Source organism: Arthrobacter sp. S41 (assembly GCF_004320535.1).
Classification (GTDB): domain Bacteria; phylum Actinomycetota; class Actinomycetes; order Actinomycetales; family Micrococcaceae; genus Glutamicibacter.
This window is the reverse complement of record NZ_SIHY01000001.1, coordinates 525,809-552,090: the sequence shown is the minus strand read 5'-3', so window position 1 is coordinate 552,090 and position 26,282 is coordinate 525,809. Positions and strand designations below refer to the sequence as shown.

Here is a 26,282-nt window from a genome sequence, read left to right as displayed (position 1 = left end):
TGCTCTGATTGCTAACAGCTGCTCATCTGGCTCCAGGCTAGAGGTAAAGGCTATCTAGCGGGAAGCTCCTTAAGAACCTGAGCTACTCTTTCTCGTTGTTCAGAGTTTAGCCCTTGAACTGGTAGCGGAAGGCAATTGTGGTTCACCAGTTTGAGGTGTTCGGCGATGGCTGCAGTTACCCTCAGGCTGCCACCGAATTCAGCAAACAGTTCCCATATTGGATTCAGCTGACCCGAAAGTTGCAGGGCCACTTCATCATCCTGAGATTGCGCTGCTCGTGTAATGGCAAGCGCCGGTTCCGGAAGCGTTCCGCCTATGACGCAGTACCACGCGTCGCAGCCAGCAATCAGCCCAGCAGCTCCAAATCCATCACCGGAGACTCCGATGCTCACGTGCTCCGGAATCACCTTTCGGACCGCAGACACATGGGCTTTCGCAGCGACAGGGTCGGTGGGCACCCCTGGAATCTTGATTGATGCGATCCCCGGTAGTGCAGCTATGCGCGCATAGAGTTCGATACTGAACTCGAAGTGAGTTGTGCCGGGATTGTCGTAAACAACCACAGGTAACTCACTGTGCTCCGTGGCAGCTCGGAACAGGTCAAATACCTCATCGTCACTCAGCTTTTGATAGCCCACTGGCGCCAAAAGTACGCCGGCGGCACCAGCGGCTTTTGCGTCATCGATGTGTTCAAGTACGTGGGCCGTCCGTATCGCACCGACGCCTACAAGCACAGGAACGTTGCCGGCATGTTCGACTGCTAAGCGCGCTACGCGAGCGCGTTCTTCACGGCTCAGATACATATAGGATCCGGTGGATCCTAGCGCGGTAATCGAGTCAACGCCGGCCTTGTTCAATCGTTGAATCAGCTTCGTGAATGATCCTTCATCCACTCGTTCATCCTTCATCGGGGTAAGTGGGAATGCGCTCAGACCGGTGAACAGTTTCAATGTGACTCCAATAGTTGGCTAGTGAATTTATCATGACAGACGAAGGTGCAAAATACGTCTAACGCACCTAGCGTCGAAGGAACGTAGATTTAGGATCAGAGTTTCTGGTGCGGACTGCCAGCAACGCGCACGCAATGACTGCGAGTCCTCCGGAGAGGGTTTTCCAACCGATATGTTCGCCCAGTAATAGAGCAGCCCAGCCCATCGTCATGACTGGTTGAGCCAATTGAACCTGGCTGACCGTCGACATTGGCCCAATAGCCAGACCGCGGTACCAGGCCACAAATCCGAGGAACATGCTTACAATGCCCAGATAGGCAAAGGAACCCCAACTCGAAATTCCACCGGCAGGAATACTGTTGCTCAAACTGATGGCGGTCAGGGTAACCATCATGGGGCAGGCGAGCACCAAGGCCCACGAAATTGTTTGCCATGATCCTAGTTCTCTGGAGAGCAGTCCGCCTTCTGCGTAGCCGATGGCACAAACGATCACCGCGATAATGAGCAGAATATCTGCGCTTTGTAGGCCGGCTATTCCTCCTCCATTAATGGCGGCGAACACGACTGCAACGACGGCACCAAGTCCCGCGGCCAGCCAGAAAGGCAATCTAGGTCGTTCCTTGGTTCGCAGTACCGATGCAACAGCTGTTGCTGCTGGGAGAATTGCGGTGACAACAGCACCATGGCTGGCCGGGACCGAGGTTAATGCAAACGACGTCAACAGAGGAAAACCTGCGACTACGCCCAGGGCTACAACACTCAGTCTGGCCCACTGTGTGCGGTTCGGAGGCCTTTGCCCAGTGAGTAAAAGTGCCGCCGTGGCCAAAATTGCGGCAATAACAGCTCGGCCAGATCCGACAAACAAGGGATCCATGCCTCCGTCCGAAACAGCGATTCGGGTGAATGGGACGGTGAGCGAGAAGGCGCAGACGCCAGCTATGCCCCAGATCAAACCCGCTGAGGTCCCCAGTAGCGGTTGAGGCGTTTTCAGAGTAGCGGTACTATTGTCTTTCATGATTAACAGTAGCAGTGAACGGCTTGTCTCGAAACTGCGTGAGTGGATTTCCACTGCACCAACCGGCGCCCAGCTTCCCTCCACCCGCCAACTTGTTGCGGACTACGAGCTAAGCCCGGTGACGGTTCAAAAAGCCTTACGCACTCTCATCACTCAAGGGCTGATTGAGTCACGCCCGGGTATTGGAACCTTCGTGCGCTCTATCCCGGTACCCCGACCAAACGACTACGGATGGCAGACCGCAGCATTGGGCGCTACGCGCAATCATTTGCCTCAGGTACATCCGAGCCAACGGGTGTTGCCCAATGATGTCATCGCTCTTCACTCGGGTTATCCAGACCGTGAATTGTTGCCCCAGAGATTAGTGAAGTCGGCCTTCGCGCGAGTAGCACGCACCGAGTCGGTACTGCTGCGTACCGAGCCGGCAGGTCTTCCCGAGCTACAAGCATGGTTCGCTTCCGAACTAAACGAACACCTGCTTCCCGGACTGAGCGCGCCCACTGCCAGAGATGTTGTCATTTTGCCTGGAAGCCAAAGCGGACTGGGCTCGATCTTCCGTGCGTTGGTCGGTGAGGGCGAACCAATGCTCATCGAATCCCCCACCTACTGGGGCGCCATTATGGCTGCAGCACAAGTCGGTGTGAGCTTGGTGCCGGTCCCAACTGGGCCTAACGGGCCAGACACCGACGAACTGGATCGTGCCTTGGAGCGCACTGGGGCACGGGCTTTTTACGCTCACCCGAATTTTGCAAACCCCACAGGGGCACAGTGGTCCCCTTTGGTGTCCGAACGTGTTTTAGAGATTGTTAAAGCTCGTGGCGCTTTTCTGATCGAAGATGATTGGGCCAAGGACTTCGGGATTTCCACCGAGTCTTCGCCCATGGCCGCCCGCGATGACACGGGGCACGTGGTTTATCTGCGTTCTCTGACCAAGAGTGTCTCCCCGGCGGTGCGCGTGGCCGGGCTGATCGCTCGCGGTCCGGCACGTGATCGGATTTTGGCAGATAACCAGGCACAGTCAATGTACGTCAGTGGCCCGTTGCAGGCGGTGGCCTTGGATGTTGTTACCCAGCCGGGGTGGGGCACGCACCTGCGTTCATTGCGCCAGCAGTTGACCAATAGACGAGATCAACTGATCAACGCGCTCCACCGGCACGTCCCCGAAGCTCACCTGCAGTCCGTTCCGCCTGGCGGATTAAACCTTTGGGTGCAGTTACCCGATGGCACCAACTTGCGGCAGTTGGAACAAGACTGCGAAACGCGCAAGTTGGCCATTGCTGCGGGTGGAAGCTGGTTCCCTGCCGAAGAATCTGGACAATTTTTGCGTCTCAACTATTCGGGGCCAAATCCTGGCGCCTTTGATGAAGGCGCCAGAATTCTCGGCGAAGCCCTGCGTAGTCAGTACGGCTAAGCCAGCCCGTCGACCTCAACCAGCCCGCGACGGGTAGGCACCGGAGCCACGTGGGTGCCGTTGGCGGCCACGCGCTGCACCGAGAGCAAACGCAAGCCCTGGCCTTGGGCGGTCTGCAAGATCCACGGGCCAACCATCAAGTACTCGTGATCGTTCTGCGCTTCAGTAACGACGCCGGTGACAACAAAATCGCCATAAGGGTTCTGGCTGAAGGAGGCAACAACCAAGTCTCCGTGGGAAAGCTGGGCGACCTCGATATCTTCTGGCGCAAAGTCGCCTTCAAAAATGGCGGGGAAAGCGCGAACGTCCTTATCTGGCTGACGCTGCATCACTTCTGCACCGTCAGTGTCCTTGGCTTTTTTCTTGGCAGCGGCAGCGTTGAGCCCGCCTACCATCACGTCGTCAAGAACCGTTGCGTGCGCGGCACCTGTAATCAGGAAGTTGCCGAATCGAGTGGTTTTGTAGAGTACGGAAAGGACGTCGCCGGCCTCAACGTCACCAAACGCGGCTTTCATACCGGCTACATCGCGCTTGCTTGGGCCCTTGATGAAAGCGTCCACTGGTTTTCTCCGATCGTGCAGGAATAAGGTTCTGCGCTTAAGCCTAGGTCAGTTCCTAGTCTGCACGAAACGAGAGACACCAAATTGGAACTAGCCTCGCATCGCTTGATCAAACCAGCCGGTGATGCTGGCCGGATGGGTGATAGCAGTGCCGACAACCACCGCAAAAGCACCGGCATCAAGTGCTGATTTAGCTTGTGCTGGAGTGTGGATCCGTCCCTCAGCGATCAGTGGACGGCCCAATTGCGCCCCGGCGATCTGCGCCAACAGTTCTAGATCTGGGCCTTCGGTCTTTTCTCGTTCGCCGGTGTAGCCGGCCAGTGTGGTTCCGATCAGATCGGCCCCGGCCTCGGCCGCCGCCAATGCATCATTTAGTGAGCCGCAGTCAGCCATCACCAAGGCACCGGTACGTTCATGCACCGCGGTAATCGTTTCAGTAAGTGATTTTCCGTCCGGACGCTCACGCGACGTGCCATCCAAGGCAACAATATGCGCTCCTGCGTTTGCCACAGCCAATGCGTGGTGGATGGTGGGAGTGATAAATACGCCTTCGTGTCCATCCTTGAACAGACCAATCACCGGGACTTCAACGGCTGAGCGGGTGAACTGAATATCAGCTATGCCTTGAACTCGCACCGCCGCGGCACCACCGATGACCGCTGAGGCAGCCACCTGCGCCATGATCTGTGGATTACGCGTCGGCTCCCCCGGATATGCCTGAGCCGAGACGATCAATGATCCACGTAGTTTTTCTAGGTCCGTCGCTGATAACAACAACTTTTACTCCTCTAACTTTCTGTCCAGAACAGGCTTGCTGCTCCGATAAGTGCTGCGTCAGTTCCGAGTTTGGCGACGCTCAGTTCGGTGCCGCTGACAAGATTGATGGCGCTAGCCGCGAAGCCTGCGCGCAGCCCATCCCACCAGATGTCGCCGGCTCCGGCCATGCCACCGGCAATGATGATCCTTTGCGGATCAAGAACGTTGGCCAGAGAACCAGTGGCGCTTCCGGCCGCTAATTCCCCGATGTACAAGGCTTTATGTGCCTGTTGATCTCCGGAGTTGGCCAGCGTGGTCACTGCTTTAGTGTCACCAACGTCAGGGTTGTTGGCCAAGCGCTGATAGTGCCGATAGATTCCTGGTCCTGCAGCGATTGCTTCAACATGGCCAAACCGACCACAAGAACATTCAAGTCCCGCGGCGTAGGGCGAATCGATATGACCCATGTGGCCAGCTACGTGATGGAATCCGCTGACTAATTGCCCTGAGGTGAAAAACGCACCACCGATGCCGGTGCCAACGGCCAGCAGCATGACCGAGTCGGCTCCTTGGCCTGCGCCGAATCGAGCTTCGCCTAAACCGTGCGCATGGACGTCGTTGACGGCGCGCACTTCTAGCCCGGTAGCGTCACCCAGAGCGGCCGACAGATCTGTTCCAGCCCAGCCTAGAATCGTATCGGTTGCCGAAACCACCTTCGCAGTGTGTGGATCGATGACCCCGGCGGATCCAATACCTAGTCCAACAGGCACGCTGTCACAGTGCGACTGCCGTTGAGCAACTACTGAATCCATGGCCTCAATTATTGCCGTAGATCCAGCTTGCGCTGGGGTGGGAAGTTGGGCACGAAAGCCAGTACTGCCATCGGGGTGGACTACGGCACCGGCGATTTTTGTGCCGCCTACATCTAAGGCCAGCACTGCGCCGGTGCCGCTGTGTTTTTCTTGCACTGGTTTTGAACCTACTTGACAGCCACGGCCAGCAGGCCGGTTTCGGCAAGGATCTCGCGGATCTTCGCCGCTTCACTTTCGTCCAGGTTCACCATTGGTGCGCTCATCGCATTGGAGGAGATGACACCCAGTTCTACCAATGCGGTCTTGAACGCGCCCAGCCCGGCTGCGCCAGGAGAGACTCGTGATGCATCCGGGGTGTAAACGATGTCAAAGACTCGTGCGAGGCGATCCTGTTCGGCGGCAGCTTCAGCCCACGAACCCGCCTGGGCAAGATCAAAGAGGCGACGGTAACCGGCCGGGTCGACGTTTCCAAGGCCAGGGGCAACGCCGTGTGCCCCACCTAAGAGTGCGCCATCCACAACAACTTCGTGTCCGGTGAAGACCGAGAACCCCTGGACATGCTTGGTGGCCAGGATCAGCTGGCGGAAGGATACGTCGTCGCCTGAGGAGTCCTTAACACCAACGATGGCACCGGATTCAGCAAGACGAATTGCCACATCCAATGGCAGCTTGTGGTGCGTACGAACTGGCACGTCGTAGGCGAAGATAACGACCTTCAGCGCTTCGTGAATTGCGGTGAAGTGAGCTTCGATTTCTGAACCGTTAGCGATGGCGTAGAACGGTGTGGTCACTACCAAGGCGTCGGCGCCCAAAGCGATGAGTCGGGAGCCTTCGTCGATTACGCGAGCGGTGGTCTGTTCGCTGGCACCAACCAGTACCGGAATTCGTCCTGCATTGGTGGCAACGATCTGGCGCAATACGCTATCGCGTTCACTCTTGGTCAGGTATGGGACTTCGCCCGAGGAGCCAAGCACAAACAGCCCGCTGACTCCACCCTTGATGAGGTGCTCAACTACGGCGTCCAGGCCAACAGTGTCAATGCTTCCGTCGGCAGTGCGTGGGGTAACTACCGGTGGGATGACGCCGGTGTATTTTGGATTATTCTGATAAGCCACGGAAATCGGATCTTTCTTCTGAAGCCTGCGTTAGGCAGGCTATGGATTTTTAGTGTTCCAGCAGGGCCGGAGCGGCACCCAGCAAAGTGCGGGTGTAGTCATTGGTTGGTGAATCGAAAACTTGCGCAGCGTCGCCGCGTTCAACGATTTCTCCGGAATTCATCACGCAAATTACGTCGGAGACGTAGCGGACAGTTTGAATGTCGTGAGAAATGAAAACCATGGCCAAGTTCAGCTGGGTTTTCAGATCTGTTAGCAAATTCAGTACCTGAGCACGCACCGAAACATCTAGTGCGCTGGTAGGTTCGTCAGCCACGATAACGTCCGGTTCCAAGGCCAAGGCTCGTGCGATAGCTACACGTTGGCGCTGGCCTCCAGAGACCTGACTAGGTAGCGCAGAGGCAGCCGAGGCAGGCAGGCCTACCACGTTCAGCAGCTCCAACGCCTTGGCTTGGCGGGATTTGTCATTGCCGATTCCATGTACGCGCAGTGGATCGGTGAGCGTATCCATAATGGACATGCGCGGATTCAACGCGGTGGCGGGATCTTGGAAGACCACGCCTACCGAACGGCCAAAGGCCTTTCGTCCGGCCGCGTTGCGCTTTGCCACCACTTCACCGTTGAACAGCACCTTGCCCCTGGTTGGTTCTTGCAGCCCAACTAGTACGGAGGCCAAAGTGGACTTCCCACAGCCGGATTCGCCCACGATGCCCACGGTCTGTCCGCGGTGCACCGTAAAGTTCACACCGTTCACGGCCTTCACCAAACGCGGGCTGAAAAGTTTTCCGCCACGAATCTTGTGGTGCACGTGAATGTCTTGCAGTTCGATGACTGGAACTTGACTCATTTCGCTGCTCCTACTTCTTTCACTATGGCTCGCCCATCGGTGTTCGCTTCCCGCAGCCACCGGCACAAAGGACAAGTGACGGGATGGATCCGCGTCTTCACGTAGGGATCGCTCCGCAAAGCGGTCGCCGTCAGCAAAGTCGTACGGGCTTGGCACGGTCCCAGGAATCTGGTGCAGGCGCTCGGACTGCGATTCAATGGACAGTACCGCTCCAAGCAAACCGCGAGTGTATTCGTGGTGCGGGTCTTTGAGTACATCGCTAATCGGACCGGATTCAACTACCTGTCCGGCGTACATGACAGTCACGCGGTGCGCCAGCGAAGCGACGAGGGCCAAGTCGTGTGAAACGAAGACCATAGCGAAGCCCAATTGCTCACGTAGCTCGTTGAGCAGTTCCACAACCTGCTTCTGAACGGTGACGTCCAGTGCGGTGGTCGGTTCGTCGCATACCACCAGTTTCGGGCTGCGCGAGAGTGCCATAGCGATCAAGACGCGCTGACGCTGACCGCCGGAGAGCTCGTGAGGGTAGGAACGCAGGGTGCGCTTGGCATCAAGCTTGACCAGGTTCAGCAGTTCTTCTGGGCTCTTGCGTCCGCCACGCTTGGTCAGCTGTCGCAGCTGGTCACCAACAAGCATGGATGGGTTCAAGCTAGAGAGGGCATCTTGGTAGACCATGGCGATTTGTTCACCACGAAGGCCCTTGTAGACCTTGTCATCGCCAGCCAGGGTCCCACCATCGATGGTGGCGGGAAGCAGTTCTTTGCCGTCGAAGGTGATTGAACCGCTCAGCTTTGCACTCTTACCGAGCAGACCCATGATAGCCAGCGAGGTAATGGACTTGCCACAGCCTGATTCGCCAACCAACGCCATGGTTTCGCCTTCGCGTACCGAGAAGGAGACGTTCTGCACGATTGGTGTATCCCCATAACGTTCGGGGAAGCGAATGGACAGATTCGAAACTTCCAAGATGGTGCGTGGGACCCCGTTGGAGGTGTCTAGAACCAAACGATCATTGCGCTTGGCTTCGGCTACCGAGAGCAGATCCAATTCAGTCCGCAGGCGTTCGCTGGCAGCACCGTCCATGGTTGGGCGGGCTTTTTGAACTGCCGGTTGATCCGACTTCGGCTTTGCCCCTGAACGCTTGGAGTTCACCAGAGCATCGGTCATGCCTTCAGCCAGAATGTTCAGCGCCAAAACCGTCAACAAGATCACCAGACCGGCAAAGGTGGTAGCCCACCAGGCACCGTTGAGTACCAGGTTGCGACCCTAAGAGATCACATTGCCCCAGCTTGGTGCCGGGTCCTAGATGCCCGCGCCAAGGAAGGACAGCGAAGCTTCCAGGATGATCGCGTCGGCAACCATCACGGTGGCAAAAACAAGTACCGGTGCCGCACAGTTACGCAATACGTGCTTGCCGAGGATGAAGAATCGTCCAGCACCAATCACTCGTTCTGCGCGAACATAGTCTTCGCCCCATTGGGCCAATACGTTCGCTCGAACAACACGGGCGATCTGTGGGGTGTAAATGATGGCGATAGACAAGATGATCACCGGCAGAGTATTTCCCAGTGATGCCAGCAGTGCAGCGGCACGGGCGATGCCCGGGAATGCCATGACCATGTCCATGATGCGCATGATGGTTTCATTAGCCCACTTAGCGCTTGTTGCAGCCAGCGCTCCGAGCAGTCCACCAAGGACCAGAGCCAAGGCCACGGAGCCCAAGCCGACAATCAAGGATGCTTGGGCACCGTAGAGCAAGCGCGAGTATATATCTCGGCCGAGTCGGTCGGTTCCGAAGGAGTGTTCTGCACCCGGCTTTTGGGCTGGAATGCCGGTATCTAGCGGATCATGCGGAGCAATCAGCGGTGCAAAGACCGCCAAGACTGCAATGATCAGCAAGAAGGCCAGAGCTATTTTTGAGCCAATTGGCAGCGCTTTGAAGCGTGCGCCGCCGCTGGAGAGTCGAGTGACCAGGTTGTTGCGTGGAGCCCATGATGGTCATCGCTACACCGTCCTAATACGTGGGTTGATCAGCAAGTAGAGCAGGTCAACGATGGTGTTGACCAGAACGAAGGTCAGCGCAATGGTCAGGGTGACTCCCTGAACTAGGCTGGTGTCCTTGTTGGTAATGCCGTTCATGATCAGCTGCCCCATACCCGGAAGCGAGAAGATCATTTCAATGACTACTGCACCGCCCAGCAGGTAGCCGATTCGCAGGCCTAGAACGGTTACCGGGGTGACCAATGCATTGCGTAGCACGCTGCAGGAGATCACTTCACCCCGAGGCACACCGTTACCAATGGCGGTTCGCACATAATCGCGGTCAAGTTCTTCGACCATCGAGGTACGAACCACGCGGGTCAGGGATGCGGAAACGGGGATTGCCAAGGCCAAGGCCGGCAGGATCATGTGCATGAACCAGGTGCCCAAACCGGAGCCGGCGGCAGCCGCACCACCGGATGGAAGCAGCGGGTTTTTACCCAGTGCGAACCACTGGATTAACAGGATGCCAAGCCAGAATGATGGGGTGGCGATGGCTGCAATGGAGAAAATTCGGACTACTTGATCCGGCCAGCGGTCACGGTATAGAGCTCCGAGCAAACCGAATGCCAGCGAGATAATCACGGCAATGATCACACCGAGAAAAGTTAGCTGCAAGGTCAGCGGGAAGGCCTTTGCGATCATTGCTGATACGGACTGGGCCGGCGGCGTGGTGACACCAAAATCAAAACGGATCAGTTGTCCGATGAATTTGAAATACTGGATGATCAACGAGTCATTCAGGCCCCGCTCTTCGCGGTAGGCCTCTTTGGCCGCCTCTGATGCGCTGTCGCCCAAGGCGTTGGTGGCTTCATCGCCTGGGGCAAGCTTCATGATGATGAAGACCAAGGCTGAGATGCCTAGGATCATCACCGGCAGTGCAGCAAGGCGACGTAATAGCAGGTTGAGGAAATTCCCCATGAAATAACTCCGTTGGTTATCGAAGCGTGCAGTTCAATGTGCCAGTAGTTTCCGGTCCGCACCACGATGATTCGGGGTGCGGACCGGAGCTATGGGCCAGCTAGGCTTTTCGGTTGACGCCGACGAACGAGATGCCGGTCGTAGGCAATGGTTGGAAGCCTTCCAGCGCATTTTCGTCCCAAGCCGAAGGCAACTGACGGTGAAGGATTGGGTACAGGGGAACCTGATCGGCAACAATATTGATTGCCTTGCCCCACGCTTCCATGGCCTTATTGTTGTCTTCGGTCTTGATAGCCGCGTCAAGCTGCTTTTGCAGTTCCTTGTACTCCGCGGTGTCGCTCCAGCGGAAGCGAGCCTTTGGCCAGACTTCGCCTCGGTAGAACCAGCTCAACAAGAGGTCCAGGTCGTTGCCGAAGACCGAAGGGTCACCAGGGGCCGCGACAACACTGAACTTTCCGCTATCAACGTTGTCGGTATACAACGCACCGGACTGCAGGTTTTTCATCGTGACCTTGACGCCCGGAATCTTGTTCCAAGATTCGAGGATCAGCGGGGCAATGTCTTTGACCCACGAGGTGTCGGTGGTGAGTAGCTCAAATTCGAGCTTGTCCACACCAGCTTCCTTAAGCAGTTTGGCTGCTTTTTCTGCATCATGGGAGTACACGGTGGAAGCCTTGATGTACCGTGGGTGGCTTTCTTGCATGTATGAACTTGCCGGCTTCGCTTTGCCCAACAATGCGGTGTTAATGATTGACTCGGTGTCCAAGGCGTAGTGCAGTGCCTGGCGTACCTTCGGATCGTTGAACGGCTTCTTGGAGCAGTTGAACATCAAGAACAAGAGGCCGAAGGAATCCGCGGTCTTCACAGTGACCTTGGAAGCCAGACGGTCCATATCTAGGTATGGAACATCTTCAATAGCCTGGACACGGCCAGATTCCATTGCGGTGACGCGAGCGGCAGCATCCGAGAGCAGGTACCAGGTCATGCCACTAGCGGTAGCTGCGTACTTGCCGTTGTAACCGTCAAACTTCTCAAAGACAATCTTGTCGTCTTTGGTGGCCGAGACGAACTTGTACGGACCACTGCCCACAGGCGCAGCATCGAAGGCTGCCTGATCCTTAGAAGCAACAGACTTAGGAACAACCTTGACCACCGAGATGCGCGTGGCAAAGAGTGGGAAGGCATAGTTCAGCTTGAACGTCACTGCCGTCTTGCCCTTAGCCTTGACCGACTTGATGAAAGGGATGAACTGAGCAAAGAGCGACGCGTTCTTGGTATCCAGCACGCGTTCGAATGAGTAGACAACGTCTTCAATGGTGACCGGGTCACCATTATGGAACTTCGCACCCTCGCGCAGTTCCACTTCCCAAGTAGTGTCGTCAACTTGCTTTGGGCCGGCTGCAGCCAAGGCGAGGAATGGCTCGCGAGTGGCCGGGTGAAGATCAACTAGACCCTCAAAGATGTGCATGTTGGCCGCAAATGGAGTTGCGCCCGAAGATGTCATCGGATCAAAGCCGGTGGAAAGTGCGTACGACATGCCGGCTTCAATAGTTCCGGTGCCGGCGCCAGTGCCGCCTCCGGTACTAGTGGAAACCGAGGAACAAGCCTACAAGCTGGCAGAAAATGCTGCCGCAGCGCCGACCATTCCGGTGAATCGCAAAAAATCTCGACGTGCAAAGGGCTTATTGGCTACTTCTTTTAGCGCCATCGGTGCCAACTCCAAGGTCAAAAGTGCATGTTGTAGGACGTAGGATGTCCCATCTATGGTTTAGACTGTAGTGCGAGACACACCCTATGGTCAACTACTTCACAATTTTTAAATTAGCACCCAAGGACAACGGAGGATCCATTGAGCACTCCACCTGTACGCCGGCCAGATGCACGCGCCCGACTACGCACCCTGACCAACGACATCACAACTCTGATCCTTGATCGCGGCTTGTTGCCCGGCGACCCGATGCCGACAGAACAAGAACTGATGGCTGAGCTTGGCGTAGGACGCAACTCGCTGCGCGAGGCGGTCAAGGTTCTCCAAGCACTAGGCATTGTTGATACCCGCCATGGGTTTGGCATGTTTGTAGCCAAGGAAAACCTCAACGCATTGCAGGAGTCCCTAGCCTTCCGTGGACAGCTTTCTCTCCGGCATCACGGGCACGAAGCCAACGAACTGGTGGACGTGCGCCAAGCACTAGAAACGGGACTGATCGGATTGGCCATTCAGTCGGTGACCAAAGAGCATTTGCAGGCACTAGAGCAGGTAGTCACCGAGATGGAAGCTCACGCCGAACGCGATGAGACCTTTGTTGAACAAGACAAGGCTTTTCACCGCATCCTCTTTGAACCGCTAGAAAATCAGCTTTTGACCAATCTCCTCGGAGTGTTTTGGGACGTCTATCGGACCATCTACGATGCCATCGATACCGACACGGAAATCACCCAGCCAGCCAAGACGGCACAGGATCACCGAGATATCCTCGACGCCGTTCGCAGCCGTGACGTGGGTACTGCCCGGTCATTGATTTCAGAACACTTCAACGGGATCCGCGCCTTGCTGGCCAAACGCGCCTCTGAGTAAGAAGACCAAGCGAATTAGTAAACTCCGCAAGGTCTCAAACATTCATTTCACAGCTAAGCTGGGATGGTGGACACACTAGAACGCTACGCACCCAATGAAAATCTAAGACGCGACGAGGCGGCTTGGCGCGCTGAAAACATCACTTGGCACTTCGCTGAAGTTCAACTGGACTTAGGCAACGCGAGTGATCCTTCCGCGCTCAGTTTCACCTCGATTACTACCTTAAACTTCTCCTCAAAACGAGCCGATACCTTCCTCGACTTCATTCACGAGTCCGTTCAAGAAGTCCTGGTTAATGGAACGGCTATTGATCTTTCCAGCGCGGTACTCGATGCTCGTATCTACCTGGATACCTTGCGCACCGATGCGCCCAACACCGTGAGGATTACCGGTCAGGCACTGTACTCTCGCTCCGGCGAAGGATTACACCGCTTTGTTGATCCCCAAGACGGGGAAACCTACCTCTATACCCAATTTGAGCCTTCGGAGGCTCGGCGGGTTTTCGCCTGCTTCGAACAGCCAGATCTGAAAACCAGTTTCCGCTTCACCCTCACCGGCCCCTCGGCATGGCATTTGGCTAGCAATCAGCCAATCGTTGACGAAGTGTTTAACGACGACGGCACCAAAACAGTGGCATGCTCCCCCACTCCACCGATCTCCAGCTACATCACTGCAGTGCTGGCTGGTCCGTACCATGTGGAACGTGCGGAGCATGTCCAAGAATTGCCCGACGGAGAAGAATTGGTTATCGAAATGGCAGCTACCTGCCGTGCCTCGTTAGCCGAACACTTTGATGGCCAAGAGATTCTAGAGCTGACCAGCCGCGGACTGGATTACTATCATGAGCTGTTTGCTTACCCTTACCCGTGGGGCAAGTACGACTCGGCGTTCGTGCCTGAATACAACCTCGGCGCCATGGAGAACCCTGGCTTGGTGACGTTCACTGAAAGCTACGTTTTCACTTCGCACGCTACCGAGGCTCAATACGAGCAGCGCGGCAACACCATCATGCATGAGATGGCGCATATGTGGTTTGGCGACCTGGTCACCATGAAGTGGTGGGACGACTTGTGGCTCAAGGAGTCATTTGCTGATTACATTGGCACCCTGGCCAATGACGAAGCCACCGACTTCACCACCGCTTGGACCACCTTCGCGGCCCGCCGCAAGGCGTGGGCCTACGTGGCCGATCAGATGCCAACGACGCACCCAATCGTTGCGGACATCCCTGACCTTCTGGCTGCCGACCAGAACTTCGATGGCATTACTTATGCCAAGGGAGCCAGCGTCCTCAAACAGCTCGCGGCCTTTGTCGGCGCAGAAGCTTTCCGCGATGCAGCACGTTCCTACTTCCGTAAGCATGCCTACGCAAATACTTCGCTTGAAGATTTCCTTCAGGCCCTTGAATCTGCCAGTGGTCGCGATATGCGCCAGTGGGCCGACGCATGGTTAAAGACCAGCGGAGTACCAAAGCTCAAGATCAGTTACAGCACCGATGAGCAAGGCTTCATTTCAGCGGCTCAGTTAGAGCAATTTGGCACAGATCCCATTTCCGGTCAGCGGATCATCCGTCCGCATGTGCTCAGCGTTGGCGCGTACGAACTTCGTGAAGGCAAACTGGTACGTACCGATTCTGTCCCGGTAGAACTCACAGGCCAGGCCGTGGCCCTTGATTTCCTGGTGGGCCGAAAAGTTCCTGATCTGCTATTGCCCAACGATGGTGACGAGACCTACGCGCTCATCGAATTTGATGCTGCTTCTCGTTCCACTTTGCTCAATAACCTTTCGGGCCTGACCGACTCGCTTCCGCGAGCAACCTGCTGGGCTTCACTATGGGACGCAGTGCGCTCGGCGACCTTGGACGCACAGAGCTACGCCAAGGCCATTTTGGCTCACGCACATACGGTTACCGATGCCGGTGTATTCACCGTGCTGACCAACCAGTTGGTTGATTCCATCAGCAAGTACGTTGCTCCTGAATTGCGCGTCGAGCTTCGAAGTGAAGCCGTTGAGGTACTCACTGGTTGGCTCGCCATCTTTGAACCGGGCAGCGATCAGCAGACGACCACCGCGCGAATCTTGACCCGGCTCGCGCGATCCGGAGTTGCCAACGAGGTTATTGATGCGTTCCTGGGCGAACAGCCTAACCGTCTGCAGGTAACTGTCGATGAGCAGCTGCTCTGGAACTCGTACGTTGCTCTGGCAGCATCGGGTCGGCTGGATGCATCAGCTGAAGCCCAAATGCATGCCGTGGCCAAAGCGAACCCAACAAGTATTGCGCACAACGCGGTACGTACGGCACTAGCTGCGCGACCAGACGCACAGGTGAAGGAATCTGCCTTCGATACCGTACTCATGGCTCGCGACGAGAAGTCAGAACTGTCCAATGACGCTCTCTCCGCCACAGCCTTGGGATTCTCGCTGGGTTCGGCTTCTCTGCTGGCCCCATTCGAGTCTCGTTTCTGGGCAGCTATCTTGCCCGTCTTTGAAACGATGAGCATGGAATTCGCAACCCGAGTGATCGAGGGCCTGTTCCCTGGACATCAGGACTTGGATGGCTCGGTAGAACAGAATCAGGCATTAGCCTGCGCCACAAAATGGCTAGAAGATAATGCTCAAGCTCCTACAGCACTGAAGCGAATCCTTTTGGAAGAGCGTGCTGAGTTGGAACGCTCGCTGAATGCTCAGGCGTTCAGTCGCACCAGCCGGTAGGTCCACAACACAGGAGCCCGGACTCTTGGATGATTATTTCATCCGAGGGTCCGGGCTCCTTGTCTGCCTGTACCAATACGGTTATGGAACGCGGGCAGTCCACTGCTCGGTATCAAATTTGGTCTCGGCCAGCTTCTTGGCTGCAGCGCGAGTTTCCTCGTCAAGTTGCGCAGGCTTGGCACCAGTTCGCTTTGCGAAGGTATCCATCATGACCTTGATGATTTCCAAACGGTCCAGCTCTGTTTGGGACTTCAAGGGATCTACTCGCTTTACCGCTGACGTAATCCCCTTGTCCGAAATTTTCTCACGGCCAATGCGCAGCACCTGAGTCATCTTTTCAGCATCAATGTCATAGCTCATCGTGACGTGATGCAGCATAGCGCCGTTGGCCAATCGCTTTTGAGCGGCACCGCCGATTTTCCCGGTCTGGGTGGCAATGTCATTCAGAGGCTTGTAGTGAGCTTTAAGTCCAATGCTCTCCAACGCTTCCATCACCCAAGCATCCAGGTACGGGTATGAATCGGCAAAGCTCATGCCGTCAACTAGGGACTCTGGGGCGTAAAGCGAGTAGGTGATGCAGTTGCCCGCTTCCATGAACATCGCACCGCCACCGGAAATGCGGCGCACAACCTTGATGCCATAGTTTTGTGCTTGTTCCATATCCACTTCGTTTTTCAGTGACTGGAAGGAGCCGATAACTACTGCGCCTTCGTTCCAGTCCCAGAAGCGAATGGTTGGTTTACGCACACCTTGAGCGATTTGCCGGGTGAGGACTTCGTCGAGAGCTACTTGTTCAGCAATCGGGATGATCTCTGGACCCAGCACTTCCCACTGGTGGTCTTCCCATTTGGTTGCGTGGCCGAGAGCTCGACGAACCACTCGCGCCACAGCATCTGCATCAAATCCGAACATGACTGCGCCGGTCCGCAGGTTCTTGGTGACTGCATCCCTAATGGTGCTGTGGCTGGCGTCTGTTGGCAGGCCCAGCACCGCTGCATTGAGGTCTTCTAACGCTTCATCAGGTTCTAAGAAGAAGTCACCGTTGAGTGAAACGTCGGTGATCTTTCCATCTTTGCTATCGAGATCTACAACGACTAATTTGCCACCGACAACCTTGTATTCACCATGATGCATCATGCCACTAGTCTATCCCTGACCACCGCTTTCCACAGCGCACGAGCGTGCAGATCACAGAATCAGCGAATCCTGAATTAAGGGCTGAAAATCGTCGCGTTAAAGCAAAACGACGTGCTTCCAAAAATGGAAGCACGTCGCATAAAGCTTGCGAGGGGCGAAGTATTACTTCTTGCCGCCGAAGCCCTTGAAGCGGGCGTTGAAGCGCTCGACACGACCAGCGGTGTCCATGATGCGCTGCTTACCGGTGTAGAACGGGTGCGAAGCAGCCGAGATTTCAACGTCAATCACTGGGTAAGTGTTGCCGTCTTCCCACTCGATGGTCTTGTCCGAAGTTGCGGTCGAACGGGTCAAGATCTTTTCGCCGGATGCCAGGTCGTTGAAAACCACAGCGGCGTACTTTGGATGGATATCAGCCTTCATAGCTATACACCTTTATGTTAATTGGCCACTGGATTTTGCCAGCAGCTACCTACTCGGAAATTTAGTCATATGCAGCAGAGATCATTGAAGAACTCGAAACACACAGACATTACATCCTATCGCACTATTTCACCTATGGAGAACCCTGTTAGCGTGGTGCGGAGCACAGATGCCAGAACGCAATAGCGCTAGCCGCACCCACGTTCAACGAATCAACTTCGCGATGCATCGGAATGATGACTGTGCGGTCAGCCAAAGCTAACGCTTCTTGCGTCACTCCCCTGCCTTCATTGCCCAAGATCATCGCAATTTTTTCGCCCGGTTTAATACGGACATCATTCAGTGCCACGGCATCATCGGTCAGTTCCATCGCAAGTAGTTCGTAGTCATGAGACTTGAGCTTTTGAATATCGGTGGGCCAGTTGTCCAACCGAACCCACGGAAGATCAAATACGGTGCCCATAGAAACGCGTGCGCTTCGGCGATACCAAGGATCAACACATTTAGGTGTCAGCAGCACAGCATCGATACCGAGTCCGGACGCGGACCGAATGATCGCGCCCAAGTTGGTGTGGTCTGCGATGTCTTCAAGAATCGCGATTCGCGAACTTGATTCGAGAACCTGATCCAAGTCGAGCGGTTCAGGGCGATTCATTGATGCCATTGCACCGCGATGCAGATGGAATCCAACCAGGTCTTCTAGTTGCTTGTCATGTCCGATGAAGATCGGGGCGGACGGGAACTTATTAAACTCTTCGGTCAACTGGCCCAAATGCTTTTCGGCCAACAGGAAGCTACGTGGAACATGGCCAGCATTAATAGCGCGCTGAACTACCTTGGTGCTTTCAGCTATATACAGTCCATTTTCAACGTCCGTTCGCATCCTCAGATGCGCTTCGGAGAGTCTCAAATATTCATCTAAACGGGGATCTTCTAGATCTGCAACGTGCAAGATGCGTTCAGGATTCACAATCTCGTTCATGGCTCTACAGCAACTTAATGATCATGTTGGTCAGGGCCATCAATCCCAGAACCACGATGAGTCCGCGTAGCCAACCAGGCGAAAGCTTGCGTCCAATCTTGGCGCCGATAAAGCCACCGATCAGTGATCCGACCGCAATCAACAAGACGATGAGCCAGTTGATGCGCTCGGGGGCGATCAGCAGATACATCACGGCGGCCATGAGGTTAACGATCAGCGAAAGAATTACCTTGATCGCGTTGGACTGTTGCAACGATGCGTGCAGGAATACCCCAAAGACCGCCATCAGCAGAACGCCCTGTGCCGCCGTGAAGTAGCCACCGTAAACGCCGATAACGAAGACCAAGATATACAAGATCATCGGTATTTTGGCACGGTCTGCCGCATCAGGATCCGAGCCACCTCGGGCCGCTTGGCGGGACTTGGCCCACGTAGCCAGTCGAGGCTGGAAGATCACCAAGACCAGTGCACAAATGAGCAGCACCGGAGCGACGACCCCGAAAACGCTTTCAGGAAGGTTGAGCAGAAGTAACGAACCGATCAGACCACCAACAAGTGAGACGGGAATCAGCTTGAGCAGTGTTTTCTTGACGCTTGCCGCTTCTCGGCGGTAGCCCCAAGCTCCGGAGAACCCTCCGGCGACTAGACCCATTGCGTTGGATACAACCGCATTGACCGGCGCAGTACCCAAGGCAACAAGAATAGGGAAAGTAACCAGAGTGCCGGAACCAACAACGGTATTGATGGTTCCGGCCCAGAGACCACCTATAAAGATCAGGGCTTCACGCCAAAATTCAACCACGCGGAGTGATCCCCTTTAGATAGTTCTCTTAGATCTTGGCAAAAGCCGAGAATCGTCCACCTTCGCGGCGAAGGGACAGCTTGAGACCGTACGTCGCTTCAAGGTTTTCTTCGGTAAGGGTGGACTCAAGTTCGCCAGCGGCAACAACTTCGCCTTCACGCATCATCATGATGTGCGTAAATCCGGCAGGAACTTCTTCAAGGTGGTGGGTCACGAGAACCAACGCAGGTGCGTCTTCGTCGGCTGCCAATTCGGCCATTTGCGCGACGAGTTCTTCTCGTCCTGCAAGGTCCAGTCCAGCTGCAGGCTCATCCAGAATCATCAGTTCCGGGTCAGTCATCAATGCGCGAGCAATCAATACACGCTTACGCTCACCCTCGGAGAGTTTGCCAAAAGGCTGATTCATGAAAGTGGACATACCCCACTGGTGTAGCAACTGGAAAGCACGACGCTCATCAAGCTTTTCGTACTGTTCACGCCAACGCCCGGTAGTACCGTAGGCAGCAGTCACCACAACGTTCAGTGCAGTCTCACTGGCTGGAATAGAATTCGCCACCAAGGCAGAGCTCAAGCCGATCAGGGGGCGCAGATCAAATACTGAAACCCGGCCTAGTCGTTCGCCGAGAATGTCGGCAGTTCCACGGGTAGGGTGCAACCGAGCGGCCGCAATATTCATGAGGGTCGATTTGCCGGCGCCGTTAGCACCGAGCACGATCCATCGTTGTCCTTCTTTAACTTCCCAGGACACGTCCTTGAGCAGTTCTTTTCGCCCGCGTACTACGCTGACATCTTTGAAAGTTAGCACTTCGCTCATGGTATTCAAGACTAGACTTTTCGGTGCTAATTCACTAATTGAATCACCGTCAAATCACCGCTTATCTCCCGGTCAGCACCGTCATGTTTGGTCGTAATCACAGAATCGACGAAAATTGGTTGCATGGCTTCTTCACTGGTTTTTGTCTCTCGCCCTTCTCTGCCCCGCACGCGGTTCCTTAATCTTTTGGAACTTGCTGTAGCTGCACACCTCATTCCGGAGGTTAGCGAGGAATCGATCAAGACCAGCCAAGATCGATTAGTTACCAAGTTGCATCTGCCTGATTCTGAGCGTAGCGAACTTCAAGACGATGCCAGTTCATTCCTCGATTCACAGGTGAGCGCTGGAAACATCAGTTATTCCGATGTATGCCTTGCTGTTGTTCCAGATGAGATCAGTGACGCGAAGCAGCTACTGCTTCTCATGGACGTTGATTCGACGTTGATTAAGCAGGAAGTTATTGAACTGCTCGCAGCGCACGCTGGGCGCGAAGCGGAAGTCGCTTCAGTCACCGAGGCCGCGATGCGTGGAGAACTGGACTTCGCACAGTCATTGATTCAACGGGTGGCCACACTAAAAAATCTTCCCGATTCTGTGCTTCAGGAAGTCGGTCAGCGCATCATCTTCTCAGATGGCGCACCATCGCTGGTCAAACGATTCCACGAAGCCGGCCACAAGGTCGCAGTGGTTTCGGGCGGGTTCCAGCAGATCCTCGACCCACTCGCGGCGACGCTAGGTTTGGACCATGCCCTTGCTAACACGTTGGGTATCACTGACGGAATCCTGGACGGAACCGTCCACGGCGAGATTGTTGACCGCACGATGAAGGAAACGAAACTTCGTCAATGGTCTGAGGAACACCAGATTCCACTGACTGCCACTATCGCTGCCGGGGATGGTGCCAATGATCTGTCTATGGTTTCAGCCTCAGGATTGGGTATCGCTTTTAATGCGAAGCCAGCGCTGCGTGATCAAGCCGATGTGCGTCTAGATTTTGGTCGTCTGGATGTTATTGCTGATCTTGTACTTGATGATCTTAGCTAGTTGTTTCCCGACAACTAGATAACAATTCGGTACATGCGGGCCTTTAGGCACGTTGTTCAGTTGCTCCAGCGGTTAGTATTTTGACTGACGCATTAATGGCCTGTGGTAGATACCTCGACCGAGCGGCATCAACATTACGCTTTCGAAAGAACTCTAATACCAGTGCAGACCACACCTCAGGACACTAACCCCGCAACGCCTTCTAACAAGAAGAAGTCGAAGAGCAAGGCTAAGCCTTGGATCATCGGCGGATCGTGCGCGGTAGCCCTTACTGCGGCATACTTCGGCGCTGCCGCAGTGATCAGCTCGCAGGTTCCGGCCAACGCTTCGGTGGCCGGTGTAACTATCGGTTCCATGAGCAAGGATGAGGCTCAGGCGGAACTTGCCAAAGTCGCAACTCCGCTGGCCGAAAAGCCTGTCGCGCTCAAGGTTAACGGCAAGGACTACGAGCTAGATCCAGCTAAGGCTGGCTTGAGCCTGAATGTCGCTGACACGGTCGAAGACCTTACCTCCTACGAGGTCAATCCGGTCAAGCTCTATGAACGACTCACCAACGACTACAACGTCACTCCTGACCTTGATGTTGACGAGGACAAGCTCAAGACCCAGGTAGAGGCTCTGGCTAAGAAGGCCAATGCCGAAGCTTCTGAGGGAAACATTGAGTTCGCTGACGGACAAGCCAAACTGACCAAGCCGGTTGATGGTGTCGCTTTGAACACCGACGACGCCGTCGAGAAAATCAGTGATGAATGGTCCATCGACGGTTCCGCTATCGAGTTGCCCGCAGAGGTGAAGAAACCACAGATCGCTGAAAAGGATCTGCAGACCTTCTACGATGATCAGGTCAAGGCGTTGCTCAAGGATGACGTAACCCTTGATTCGGGCGATAAGAAGGCCACCGTTTCGGCTTCAGACATCGCAAGCGCAGCTTCGTACGCACCTAAGGATGGCAAGCCTGCCATTGTTTTGGATGACAAGAAGTTGTACAAGTCAGCGACCAAGGGCACGGATCTTTCCAGCACCGCCAAGGATGCAAAGATCACTTTGAAGGACGGTAAGCCTTCGATCACCGAGTCAGCCAACGGCATTTCTCTGGAAACCGATGGTTTGGGCGCAAAGGTGCTAGCGGCGACCACCGCTGCTAACCGCACTGCAACCGTGAAGATGACCGAAACTGAACCGGACTTCACTACCGCGGATGCCAAGGAGTTGGGCATCAAGGAACCGATCGTTGACTTCTCGACTCCGTATCCTGCCTCAGATAAGGTCCGCACCAAGAACCTGAAGGCCGGATCCGCACGAGTCACCGGTGTCATTGTTAAGCCTGGCGAACAATTCTCATTGTTAGATACCCTGGGCCCAATCACCGAGGCTAACGGTTACTTCACTTCAGGTGTTGTTGAAAACGGCTTCAGCTCGGAAGCAGTTGGTGGCGGCCTGTCGCAGATTTCCACTCAGATGTACAACGTCGGCTTCCTGGCCGGCTACGACGACATCACCCACAAGCCTCACTCCCGCTGGTTTGACCGCTACCCTGCTGGTCGTGAAGCTACCTTGTGGGAAGGCCAGGTCGATATGATCTGGAAGAACAACACTAAGTATGGCGTGATGGTTCAGGCTTGGGTTGACGACGATGCGGTTCATACCCGCCTGTGGTCCACCAAGTACTGGAAGGTCACCCAGAAGACCTCGGATAAGTACAACAAGACCAATCCTGAAACCAAGTACAACAGCGCTGAAAAGTGTGTTTCAGAATCTGGCGGACAAAAGGGCTTCACCATCGATGTCACTCGCTACCGTGAGTCCATTGACGGTTCCGCTAAGCTCCCAGCCGATAAGAAGACATGGACTTACAGCCCATGGAACAAGATCATTTGTGGCGAAAAGCCATAACAGAATCCATTAGTTGACTATCGCCGGATGCCTTTTCAAACAAAGGCATCCGGCGATTTTTTTAGAATCCTACCGATGATCCAAGGGTGCAAAACAAAGGCTGGTGTCCAACATCCGTGAGAGATGCTGAACACCAGCCTTTGGTGTTGCTAAAGCTGCAGGTTACTTACCGGCCTGCTCCAGGAAGTCTCCTGCGCCGCCAACCAGTTCGGTGTGTCCGGTTTCAACGTCAGCAAAGACCATCTTGGCAACTTCAGCGCCGAACTCTTCAACGGAGTACAGCTTGCCAGCGGCCTCGCGGCGAGCATCAATTGCACCTGGCTCCATGCGGTTAAGCAGGGTTGCGGTGATGGTGCCCTCGATCATGTCACCCGAGACAACTACAAAGCTGATGTTCTTTTCGCTCAGCTGTGGAATCAGCTCGCGCAGTGCGTCTTCGCCGGCACGCTTGGACTTGGCCACTTCGTCGTAAGCGCCCATGGTGGAAACTTCATTGATGAAGTGTGCCTGGTGGCTGGTGACGAATACAACTCGGCCACCTTCGCTCATCTTTGGCAATGCTGCGGTGAGCATGGCTACCTGTGCGTCGCGGTTCAAACGCAGCGCGTAGTTCTCACCGAGGGAAGTTTCCATGCCACCCGAAGCGTTCAGTACCAGTACGTCTAGGGAGCCGAAGTTCTCAACTGCGGCGTCAACCAAAGCCTGTGGGCCCTCAACGGTGGTCAGGTCCGAGCCAACAGCTACGGCCTTGCCACCCTTTGCTTCGATCGCTGCAACGATCTTGTTTGCGCGTGGGGCCTTTGCGCGGTAGTTCACTACAACGCCAATGCCCTGCTCTGCCAACAGCTGTGCGGTAACCGCACCAATGCCGCGGGAGGAACCGGTAACTACTGCACCTTTGTATTCGCTCATTTTGATTGTTCTCCTTAGGTCTTCGGGAAAATTGATTGTGCCCTTACTTAGGGCAATGAAAACTTCTAGTGGCCCATGCCTAGGCCGCCGTCAACGGGAATCACGGCGCCGGAGATGTAAGCAGCCTCGTCACTGGCGATCCAGCGAACAACGTTGGCTACTTCTTCTGGCTCGGCGAAACGGTTGGCTGGAATATTAGCCAGGTAACCCTTTTGGGTTTCTTCTGGCAGCACAGAGGTCATTTCGGTGTTGATGAAGCCAGGTGCAACAACGTTTGCGGTGATGCCACGGGAGCCAAGCTCGCGGGTCAACGAACGAGCGATGCCTACCAAGCCGGACTTGGATGCTGCGTAGTTGATCTGTCCTGGCGAACCGTAGAGACCGACTACCGAGGAGATCAGGACAACACGGCCCTTCCTCAGGCGCATCATGCCCTTGCTTGCGCGCTTAATAACGCGGAAGGCGCCGGTGAGGTTGGTGTCGATTACCGAGCTGAAGTCATCTTCACTCATACGCAAGAGCAGGGTGTCCTTGGTGACGCCCGCATTAGCAACAAGTACTTCTACTGGACCGTGCGTTGCTTCAACTTCTTTGAACGCCTCATCGATCGATGCGCTGTCGGTGACATCAGCTTTGACACCCAACAGGCCGGCGGGAACCTCGCCGCTGCGGTAGGTGATAGCTACCTTGTCGCCGTTAGCCTCAAAGGCACGAGCGATCGCAAGGCCGATGCCGCGGTTGCCGCCGGTCACGAGGACGCTGCGGCCAGTGGTTGGTTCCGTAGTCAATGTATTTCTCCATTCATGCGCCTACTCAAGCGTGTCCGAATCATGTGATCGGGGCCTCGTCTGACGCACTTTGCCTAGTTAAGTAGCTTCTCCGTGATCAATCCTATTAGTTACTGGCTGGTTTTACCGCTTCGACAGCGCGTAGAAATTACGCTCTTCGCGCCACAAGTGAGACAATGGAAGCAGTTTCCGCACAGCAAAGTGAAGTCTTTTACATGTCATCTCAGCCCACGAATCATGATTCTGGTGAGCCGGGCGTTCACCGCATCACCGAAGCGCGTGAATCCCACAGCTCCGAGCGCGATAGCCGTGTGCGCAAGTACACGATATCGATGTCCGTGCGTATGGTTTGTTTCATCTTGGCATTTTTCTTTGATAACTGGCTGCGTTGGTTCTTCATTGCTGGCGCAGTGATCCTGCCCTATATCGCCGTGGTCATTGCCAACGGCGGTGCCGATCTAACCAAGCGCGAACCGGCTCCTGAGTTCTACAAAGCACCAGAGCCACAGCAGATTCCTGCAGCTGCCTCCACGCAAGAAACTAACTTTGATAACGATGACGTGATTGACGGAACTTTTGTTGATCAGCCCAGCAGCACCGACAAGGAGGACTAGTGGATTTATTAGGTTCACTGGGACAGCCTCAGTCCCCCGCCGAAGTTCAGTGCTCGCGTAAAGGATGCCGAAACCACGCGGAGTATCAACTGCTGTGGAACAATCCGAAAATCCACACTCCCGAGCGCCGTAAGATTTGGCTGGCCTGCCCGGAACATTTGCAGTGGCTGGAAACCTACCTCAAAGAGCGCCTTCTTCATCGCGAGACGTTGCCACTGTCCAGCACCTCAGGAGACACTGCGTAGATGTATCGATTTCTAGCAAGCACCCGCTGGGTTGGCTGGTTGGTACTGGTGGCGATCTTCGCCGCAGCGTGCATTAGCTTGGGCAATTGGCAAGCAAACCGTCGAGACCAAGTTCTTACCGGTATTGAACGAGTGAACCGCAATTACTTTGCTGACCCGGCTACCGGAGAAGAGGCGTTAGCCAAGTTCAAACAGCTTCCAGAAGAAAAGACCTGGATGACTGTCTCACTCACCGGTAGCTACATCGCTGATGACACCTACATTGTTCGAAACCGCATCAAAGCGGGCCGCCCTGGTTATGAAGTCCTCGTACCTTTTAAGACCAGCAACGGCGAAGTAGTGATTATTGACCGCGGGTATTTGCCTATTGGCGACAAGGAAAGTGGTCATCCCGACGCGGTGCCAGCACCACCTTCTGGAAAAGTCACCATCAACGCTCGGCTGAAGCCTTCTGAAGTTCGTCTTGACCGCGGTGCTCCTGAGGGACAGATCGCTTCAATTCAGTTGCAAGATTATGCCCAGCACCTGAACTACGACATCGCTCAGGGTGCCTACGGCATCATGTATCAAGAAGATCCTGCCCCGGCTTCGGCTCCCCTGCCGTTGGATGCACCGGACATGGATGAGGGCCCACACCTATCCTACGAATTCCAGTGGTATGCCTTTGGTGTGCTCGCCTTTGTCGGTTTCTGGTACGCGGCACGACAGCAGAAGAGGCTCAACGCTGAAGATGCAGCTGAAATAGCTGAAGCTAAGGCACTGGGTTTTGACGAACCTATTCACAAGGTTCGCAAGGTCCGCTCGGCTGAAGACAAAAAATTTAGGCGCGACGGTTCGCTAACCGATGAGGCCACCGAAGACGCGATGCTGGATCAGCCAGTGAGTTCTTCCCCAGATCAGAAGTAACTAGCCCACTA

24 protein-coding genes and 2 pseudogenes are annotated in these 26,282 nt (G+C 55.1%); 8 read left to right on the top strand and 18 right to left on the bottom strand.

Annotated features, from left to right (window positions below; translation table 11 throughout):
- Positions 1–50: 50 nt before the first annotated feature.
- Both EYR88_RS02525 and EYR88_RS02520 read right to left on the bottom strand, forming a co-directional pair.
- Positions 51–944 carry a dihydrodipicolinate synthase family protein gene (locus tag EYR88_RS02525; RefSeq protein WP_207306500.1) on the bottom strand — a complete coding sequence of 298 codons (894 nt, stop codon included), beginning with the start codon at positions 942–944 and terminating at the stop codon, positions 51–53.
- 73 nt (positions 945–1,017) lie between these two features.
- Positions 1,018–1,965: a DMT family transporter gene (locus tag EYR88_RS02520; RefSeq protein WP_131088159.1), complete on the bottom strand. Its 948-nt coding sequence runs from the start codon at positions 1,963–1,965 to the stop codon at positions 1,018–1,020.
- Here EYR88_RS02520 and EYR88_RS02515 point away from each other — a divergent pair.
- Positions 1,964–3,376, top strand: coding sequence for a PLP-dependent aminotransferase family protein (locus tag EYR88_RS02515; RefSeq protein ID WP_131088158.1), 1,413 nt, complete (start codon positions 1,964–1,966; stop codon positions 3,374–3,376). The genes EYR88_RS02520 and EYR88_RS02515 overlap by 2 nt on opposite strands.
- Here EYR88_RS02515 and EYR88_RS02510 read toward each other — a convergent pair.
- The 9 genes and pseudogenes from EYR88_RS02510 to EYR88_RS16185 all read right to left on the bottom strand — a co-directional run bounded on the left by EYR88_RS02510 (position 3,373) and on the right by EYR88_RS16185 (position 12,135).
- Positions 3,373–3,936 (bottom strand): hypothetical protein, encoded by a 564-nt coding sequence (locus EYR88_RS02510; protein ID WP_131088157.1) that lies wholly within the window; start codon positions 3,934–3,936, stop codon positions 3,373–3,375. The two genes, EYR88_RS02515 and EYR88_RS02510, sit on opposite strands and share 4 nt — an antisense overlap.
- A gap of 90 nt (positions 3,937–4,026) precedes the next feature.
- Complete coding sequence (locus EYR88_RS02505) at positions 4,027–4,713, bottom strand: N-acetylmannosamine-6-phosphate 2-epimerase (protein WP_131088156.1); 687 nt, start codon at positions 4,711–4,713, stop codon at positions 4,027–4,029.
- 11 nt (positions 4,714–4,724) lie between these two features.
- A complete protein-coding gene (locus EYR88_RS02500; protein ID WP_131088155.1) occupies positions 4,725–5,660 on the bottom strand; it encodes an ROK family protein in 936 nt (311 codons plus the stop codon).
- 11 nt (positions 5,661–5,671) lie between these two features.
- The gene (locus tag EYR88_RS02495; RefSeq protein ID WP_131088154.1) at positions 5,672–6,619 is read right to left on the bottom strand and encodes a dihydrodipicolinate synthase family protein; all 948 of its coding nucleotides are present in this window, start codon (positions 6,617–6,619) and stop codon (positions 5,672–5,674) included.
- 49 nt (positions 6,620–6,668) lie between these two features.
- A pseudogene (locus tag EYR88_RS16130) lies at positions 6,669–7,463 on the bottom strand (dipeptide/oligopeptide/nickel ABC transporter ATP-binding protein); the annotation flags it as partial.
- Between the two features lie 27 nt (positions 7,464–7,490).
- Positions 7,491–9,440 (bottom strand): annotated as a pseudogene (locus EYR88_RS02490) (dipeptide/oligopeptide/nickel ABC transporter permease/ATP-binding protein); the annotation flags it as partial.
- Between the two features lie 30 nt (positions 9,441–9,470).
- Complete coding sequence (locus EYR88_RS02485) at positions 9,471–10,427, bottom strand: ABC transporter permease (protein ID WP_131088153.1); 957 nt, start codon at positions 10,425–10,427, stop codon at positions 9,471–9,473.
- 100 nt (positions 10,428–10,527) lie between these two features.
- Complete coding sequence (locus tag EYR88_RS02480) at positions 10,528–11,964, bottom strand: ABC transporter substrate-binding protein (protein WP_131088152.1); 1,437 nt, start codon at positions 11,962–11,964, stop codon at positions 10,528–10,530.
- Positions 11,965–12,033: 69 nt separating this feature from the next.
- Positions 12,034–12,135 (bottom strand): twin-arginine translocation signal domain-containing protein, encoded by a 102-nt coding sequence (locus EYR88_RS16185; RefSeq protein ID WP_131088151.1) that lies wholly within the window; start codon positions 12,133–12,135, stop codon positions 12,034–12,036.
- A gap of 141 nt (positions 12,136–12,276) precedes the next feature.
- On the opposite strand from EYR88_RS16185, the gene EYR88_RS02470 reads away from it, so the two are divergent.
- Together EYR88_RS02470 and pepN are read left to right on the top strand one after the other, a co-directional pair.
- Positions 12,277–13,002: a FadR/GntR family transcriptional regulator gene (locus tag EYR88_RS02470; RefSeq protein WP_131088150.1), complete on the top strand. Its 726-nt coding sequence runs from the start codon at positions 12,277–12,279 to the stop codon at positions 13,000–13,002.
- Between the two features lie 66 nt (positions 13,003–13,068).
- A complete protein-coding gene (pepN, locus tag EYR88_RS02465; RefSeq protein WP_131088149.1) occupies positions 13,069–15,714 on the top strand; it encodes an aminopeptidase N in 2,646 nt (881 codons plus the stop codon).
- Positions 15,715–15,795: 81 nt separating this feature from the next.
- Here pepN and EYR88_RS02460 read toward each other — a convergent pair whose 3' ends face one another.
- The 5 genes from EYR88_RS02460 to EYR88_RS02440 form a co-directional block, all read right to left on the bottom strand.
- The gene (locus EYR88_RS02460; RefSeq protein WP_131088148.1) at positions 15,796–16,851 is read right to left on the bottom strand and encodes a biotin/lipoate A/B protein ligase family protein; all 1,056 of its coding nucleotides are present in this window, start codon (positions 16,849–16,851) and stop codon (positions 15,796–15,798) included.
- Positions 16,852–17,013: 162 nt separating this feature from the next.
- Positions 17,014–17,271 carry a type B 50S ribosomal protein L31 gene (locus EYR88_RS02455; RefSeq protein ID WP_131088147.1) on the bottom strand — a complete coding sequence of 86 codons (258 nt, stop codon included), beginning with the start codon at positions 17,269–17,271 and terminating at the stop codon, positions 17,014–17,016.
- A 148-nt stretch (positions 17,272–17,419) separates the two neighbouring features.
- A complete protein-coding gene (locus tag EYR88_RS02450; RefSeq protein ID WP_131088146.1) occupies positions 17,420–18,253 on the bottom strand; it encodes an RNA methyltransferase in 834 nt (277 codons plus the stop codon).
- 4 nt (positions 18,254–18,257) lie between these two features.
- Positions 18,258–19,055 carry a sulfite exporter TauE/SafE family protein gene (locus tag EYR88_RS02445; RefSeq protein WP_131088145.1) on the bottom strand — a complete coding sequence of 266 codons (798 nt, stop codon included), beginning with the start codon at positions 19,053–19,055 and terminating at the stop codon, positions 18,258–18,260.
- Positions 19,056–19,083: 28 nt separating this feature from the next.
- Positions 19,084–19,869 carry an ABC transporter ATP-binding protein gene (locus EYR88_RS02440; protein ID WP_131088144.1) on the bottom strand — a complete coding sequence of 262 codons (786 nt, stop codon included), beginning with the start codon at positions 19,867–19,869 and terminating at the stop codon, positions 19,084–19,086.
- Positions 19,870–19,992: 123 nt separating this feature from the next.
- Here EYR88_RS02440 and serB point away from each other — a divergent pair, with 123 nt between their 5' ends.
- Together serB and EYR88_RS02430 are read left to right on the top strand one after the other, a co-directional pair.
- Positions 19,993–20,913: a phosphoserine phosphatase SerB gene (gene serB, locus EYR88_RS02435; protein ID WP_131088143.1), complete on the top strand. Its 921-nt coding sequence runs from the start codon at positions 19,993–19,995 to the stop codon at positions 20,911–20,913.
- Positions 20,914–21,075: 162 nt separating this feature from the next.
- Entirely contained in the window at positions 21,076–22,806 is a 1,731-nt protein-coding gene (locus EYR88_RS02430) for a VanW family protein (RefSeq protein WP_131088142.1), read from the top strand.
- A 162-nt stretch (positions 22,807–22,968) separates the two neighbouring features.
- On the opposite strand, the gene EYR88_RS02425 is transcribed toward EYR88_RS02430, so the two are convergent.
- Together EYR88_RS02425 and EYR88_RS02420 are read right to left on the bottom strand one after the other, a co-directional pair.
- Positions 22,969–23,718 carry an SDR family oxidoreductase gene (locus EYR88_RS02425; RefSeq protein WP_131088141.1) on the bottom strand — a complete coding sequence of 250 codons (750 nt, stop codon included), beginning with the start codon at positions 23,716–23,718 and terminating at the stop codon, positions 22,969–22,971.
- Between the two features lie 65 nt (positions 23,719–23,783).
- Entirely contained in the window at positions 23,784–24,506 is a 723-nt protein-coding gene (locus EYR88_RS02420) for a beta-ketoacyl-ACP reductase (RefSeq protein WP_131088140.1), read from the bottom strand.
- Between the two features lie 215 nt (positions 24,507–24,721).
- On the opposite strand from EYR88_RS02420, the gene EYR88_RS02415 reads away from it, so the two are divergent.
- From EYR88_RS02415 to EYR88_RS02405, 3 genes are read left to right on the top strand one after another with little or no spacing between them, the layout of a single operon-like run.
- Positions 24,722–25,120, top strand: a complete 399-nt coding sequence (locus tag EYR88_RS02415) for a DUF3099 domain-containing protein (RefSeq protein ID WP_165477262.1) — start codon at positions 24,722–24,724, stop codon at positions 25,118–25,120.
- A complete protein-coding gene (locus EYR88_RS02410) occupies positions 25,120–25,365 on the top strand; it encodes an acetone carboxylase (RefSeq protein WP_131088138.1) in 246 nt (81 codons plus the stop codon). Before EYR88_RS02415 ends, EYR88_RS02410 begins: the two co-directional genes overlap by 1 nt.
- Positions 25,366–26,271, top strand: coding sequence for an SURF1 family protein (locus tag EYR88_RS02405; protein ID WP_131088137.1), 906 nt, complete (start codon positions 25,366–25,368; stop codon positions 26,269–26,271).
- Positions 26,272–26,282 lie beyond the last annotated feature (11 nt).

What these genes read in the sequence shown, in the direction of transcription:
- serB (WP_131088143.1), top strand. Translation starts at nt 19,993, where the DNA reads ATGGCTTCTTCACTGGTTTTTGTCTCTCGCCCTTCTCTGCCCCGCACG.
- EYR88_RS02425 (WP_131088141.1), bottom strand. Translation starts at nt 23,718, where the DNA reads ATGAGCGAATACAAAGGTGCAGTAGTTACCGGTTCCTCCCGCGGCATT.
- EYR88_RS02415 (WP_165477262.1), top strand. Translation starts at nt 24,722, where the DNA reads ATGTCATCTCAGCCCACGAATCATGATTCTGGTGAGCCGGGCGTTCAC.
- EYR88_RS02450 (WP_131088146.1), bottom strand. Translation starts at nt 18,253, where the DNA reads ATGAACGAGATTGTGAATCCTGAACGCATCTTGCACGTTGCAGATCTA.
- EYR88_RS02480 (WP_131088152.1), bottom strand. Translation starts at nt 11,964, where the DNA reads ATGTCGTACGCACTTTCCACCGGCTTTGATCCGATGACATCTTCGGGC.
- EYR88_RS02455 (WP_131088147.1), bottom strand. Translation starts at nt 17,271, where the DNA reads ATGAAGGCTGATATCCATCCAAAGTACGCCGCTGTGGTTTTCAACGAC.
- EYR88_RS02405 (WP_131088137.1), top strand. Translation starts at nt 25,366, where the DNA reads ATGTATCGATTTCTAGCAAGCACCCGCTGGGTTGGCTGGTTGGTACTG.
- EYR88_RS02520 (WP_131088159.1), bottom strand. Translation starts at nt 1,965, where the DNA reads ATGAAAGACAATAGTACCGCTACTCTGAAAACGCCTCAACCGCTACTG.
- EYR88_RS02460 (WP_131088148.1), bottom strand. Translation starts at nt 16,851, where the DNA reads ATGATGCATCATGGTGAATACAAGGTTGTCGGTGGCAAATTAGTCGTT.
- EYR88_RS02485 (WP_131088153.1), bottom strand. Translation starts at nt 10,427, where the DNA reads ATGGGGAATTTCCTCAACCTGCTATTACGTCGCCTTGCTGCACTGCCG.
- EYR88_RS16185 (WP_131088151.1), bottom strand. Translation starts at nt 12,135, where the DNA reads ATGGCGCTAAAAGAAGTAGCCAATAAGCCCTTTGCACGTCGAGATTTT.
- EYR88_RS02440 (WP_131088144.1), bottom strand. Translation starts at nt 19,869, where the DNA reads ATGAGCGAAGTGCTAACTTTCAAAGATGTCAGCGTAGTACGCGGGCGA.
- EYR88_RS02515 (WP_131088158.1), top strand. Translation starts at nt 1,964, where the DNA reads ATGATTAACAGTAGCAGTGAACGGCTTGTCTCGAAACTGCGTGAGTGG.